The 3,428-nt window shown below is 69.3% G+C and carries 3 protein-coding genes; all 3 read left to right on the top strand.

What is annotated here, in order from left to right:
- Window positions 1–915: porin family protein (locus tag FV223_RS23235; protein ID WP_147729207.1), on the top strand; the 915-nt coding region annotated here is incomplete at its 5' end.
- Window positions 916–1,113: 198 nt separating this feature from the next.
- Entirely contained in the window at window positions 1,114–1,950 is an 837-nt protein-coding gene (locus tag FV223_RS23230; RefSeq protein ID WP_147729206.1) for an outer membrane beta-barrel protein, read from the top strand.
- Window positions 1,951–2,363: 413 nt separating this feature from the next.
- Window positions 2,364–3,281: an outer membrane beta-barrel protein gene (locus tag FV223_RS23225; RefSeq protein WP_147729205.1), complete on the top strand. Its 918-nt coding sequence runs from the start codon at window positions 2,364–2,366 to the stop codon at window positions 3,279–3,281.
- Window positions 3,282–3,428: the final 147 nt, after the last annotated feature.

Raw genomic sequence — 3,428 nt, 5'->3', positions numbered from 1 at the left:
TACCAGCCGCCGCCCTATGCCCCGCCGATCGAGGTCGGCGGCGGCTGGTACCTGCGCGGCGACGTCGGGGCCAGCGTCTACGACCGGGCGAAGTACAGCACGTCCTACGACTATGCCGGCTACCCGGAGGCGAACCGCTCCTACGGCAACGAGGTCGGCGGCGGCGGCTTCGCCGGGGTCGGCGTCGGCTACCAGTTCACCCCGTTCCTGCGCGGCGACGTGACCGGCGAGTACCGCTACTCCACCGGCCTGCGCGGCAGCGAGTACTACAGGGGCCCCGACTACGACAACGGCCTCGGCTCGTACGGCATCAACAAGTCGAGCGGCCACTTCGATTCGGCCGTCGTCCTCGCCAACGCCTACTTCGACCTCGGCACCTGGTACGGCATCACGCCGTTCATCGGCGCCGGCGCCGGCTACGCCTTCAACCACGTCTCCGGCTACGGCACGAACGGCCAGTTCACGAGCCCGACCTACGCCTACGATTACGGCAACCCGCAATACGACGGCTGCCCCTGCGCCCCGCCGACCTACAACTACACCCCGACCTACACGGTCGACGCGAACGGCAACGCGACGCCGGTCTACAACAGCCAGGCGACGACCAAGTCGTACAAGGACAAGACCACCGGCAGCTTCGCCTGGGCGCTCCATGCCGGTCTCGCCTACAACGTCACCGACGCGTTCAAGGTCGAGCTCGCCTACCGCTACCTGAACCTCGGCCACGCCTCGACCGGCGCCAGCTTCTCCACCTGCTGCGGCGAGGCCGGAGCCGGCGTGAAGATCAAGGACATCGAGGCCCACGACGTGAAGATCGGCGTGCGCTACCTGCTCGGCGGCCTCGTCGCCGCGCCGCTGCCGCCGCTGGTGCCCGACTATCAGCCGGCCCCGGGCCCGCTCGTCCGCAAGTACTGAGACACGTACCGAACCTGCACGGCCTCGACATCGAAGACGGCGCGGATCCGATCCGCGCCGTCTTCTTTCGTTTCAGGGCCAAGACGCGCGCCACGGACCGCGAAATACGGTTAAGCCGTTCACAAGATTTGGGGTTTAGGGTCCTCGTCAAGTCGTCCTACGGGATGCAACTGTTGATCTTGCGTGAGGACTTTCCCCATGGCTGCGCTCGAACGCCGCTTCGCCGCCGCGGCGCTGCTTCTCCTCGGGATCGGCCGAGCCGAGGCCGCCGACCTGCTGCCCCCGCCCCCGCCGATGGCGCCGCCGGTCGCGGTCGGCGGCGGCTGGTACCTGCGGGCCGACTTCACCGAATCGGCCTACGCGCGCCCGCACGACGACACCCGGGCGGACGCGAACGACCCGGGCATGCCGCCGCTCGTCGGCCTGCGCCTGAGCGATGCGGCCGGCTACGGCGGCGGCGTCGGCTACCGGATCACCCCGTGGCTACGCGTCGACGCGACCGTCGACCAGCGCGAGCCGGCCCGCTACGGCGCCGCCTCCTCGCGCTCGAACTTCGCCACCGGCTACAACGTCGAGGCGGCGCAGGTCTCCGCGCTCACCGCCCTCGTCAACGTCTACGCCGACCTCGGCACCTGGTGGGGGCTGACGCCCTATGTCGGCGCCGGCATCGGCGTCTCGGACATGGGCGTGGCGCGGGGCTACACCCAGACCACCTGCACGGTCGACGCCTGCGACGGCAACCCCGGCACCGGCCTGCGCACCGCCGTGACGCGCCCGAACCGCTCGGTCGCCTCGCTCGCCTGGGCGCTGACCGGCGGCGTCTCCTACGCGATCGGCGGCGGCTTCAGCCTGGACGCGGCCTATCGCTACGTCGATTTCGGCAACGCCAAGAGCGGGCTCGACGCCTACAACGCCGGCACGCGGCTGAAGGACATCGCCGCCAACGAGTTCCGCCTCGGCCTGCGCTACGACCTCGGTGGCTTCGGCAGCGGCCCGAGCCTCGCCGGCCTCGGCGGCAGCGCCTACGGCAACTGATCCGCGACCGGGCGATCGCCGACGGACGCGAAGCGGCCGCGGGCCTCGCGCGGCCCCTTGCCCTGCGGCGAGATGGCTGGATCGGGGGCGTGACCGCCCCCGGACGGTATCGGATTTCCCACCTCGCGACCGTCGCATGCGGGCGCTCGTCCGCGGCACGGCGGGCGAGCCGACGCCCGAAGCCACGGGCGTCGGCGGTCGGGGTGGCGTCGCGATCCGCGGATCGAAGCCTCGGCCCGGTCGCCGGGCGCGGGCGTGCGGTAAAATCCCGTCTTCGTTCCGGTTTTCGCGTCGCATCCCCGCATTGGCACGGCACGCCGGCCGATATCGAAACCAGCCATTAAGGTTACTCTCCTATCAAGAGAGAACAGGTTTCGTAGTGCGGTCGTGTTGCCGCCCCGAGGACGACCGCGATGCGTAAGACTTCCCGCGCACTTCTTGCCGCCCTGAGCCTGGCCGGCCCGACCACGGCCCGCGCCGCCGACCTCGACTACGATTTCCTCCGCGGCCCCGACTACGACCCGCCGGTCGCGGTCACGGCGATCGACTGGAGCGGCGTGTATGTCGGCGGGCAGGGCGGGTACAGCTCGGCTGCGCTCGGGTTCCAGAGGTCGTATCAGCCGTTGATCATCCAGCAGACGCACAACTCGACTGCCGAGTCGGACTTCGGCGCCTCCAACCTGTTAACGTCGAAGCCCAGACGCGTGGGCGACGTGAGCTTCGGCGGGTACGCCGGCTACAATGTCCAGTTCGACGACGTCGTCCTCGGTATCGAAGTCGACTACACCAGCTTCGGGCGCAGCGGCTCGTCTTCGGACGGCATCTCCCGTTTCAAGACCAACAGCCTCGGTTATCTCGAGACGGTCAGCCTGAACGGCGCCTCGAGCACCAAGATCAACGATTTCGGGACAATCCGCGCGCGCGCAGGCTACGCCTTCGGCAACCTTCTGCCTTACGTAACGGGCGGTTTCGCGATCGGTCGCGCCCGCATCGCGGACGGCGTGTTCATTGAGGATTCGGGATACAACGCCACCACCTACAACGCTAACCAGGCTCTGACGGTCGGCAAGCCGGCCTACGTCGAGAACTTCGGTTATCGTGCCGGAACGTTCAGCCAGACCGATCCCACGACGGGCGTCCCCTACTCCACCTATGTCAGCAAGTCGAAGACCAAGACGGTCGGCGGCGTCGCTCTGGGCGGCGGTCTCGAATACGCGATCACGCCGAGCATCCTGCTCCGCGCCGAATACCAGTACGTGCTGTTCAACGACTTCGACGGGCACAGGGCCAACCTCAACACCGTCCGCGGCGGCGCGGCCGTCAAGTTCTGACCGGCAAGCCGCCGACCGCCTTCCCTCGCGCCGGATGACCCCGATGCCCGTTCGGATCTCGCTCCCCCTCGCCGCCCTCGCGGGCCTGCTGGCGACGCTGTCGCTCGCCGGCCCCGCCGCGGCCGAGGGGCCGGGCTACGCCGAGGC

The sequence above is a fragment of the Methylobacterium sp. WL116 genome (genome assembly GCF_008039455.1).
Taxonomy (GTDB): Bacteria; Pseudomonadota; Alphaproteobacteria; order Rhizobiales; family Beijerinckiaceae; genus Methylobacterium.
This window is presented reverse-complemented; position numbering and strand designations above follow the sequence as displayed.

Bases quoted from the DNA above. Each gene is read 5' to 3' on its own strand.
- FV223_RS23230 (WP_147729206.1), top strand. From the start codon at position 1,114: ATGGCTGCGCTCGAACGCCGCTTCGCCGCCGCGGCGCTGCTTCTCCTC.
- FV223_RS23225 (WP_147729205.1), top strand. From the start codon at position 2,364: ATGCGTAAGACTTCCCGCGCACTTCTTGCCGCCCTGAGCCTGGCCGGC.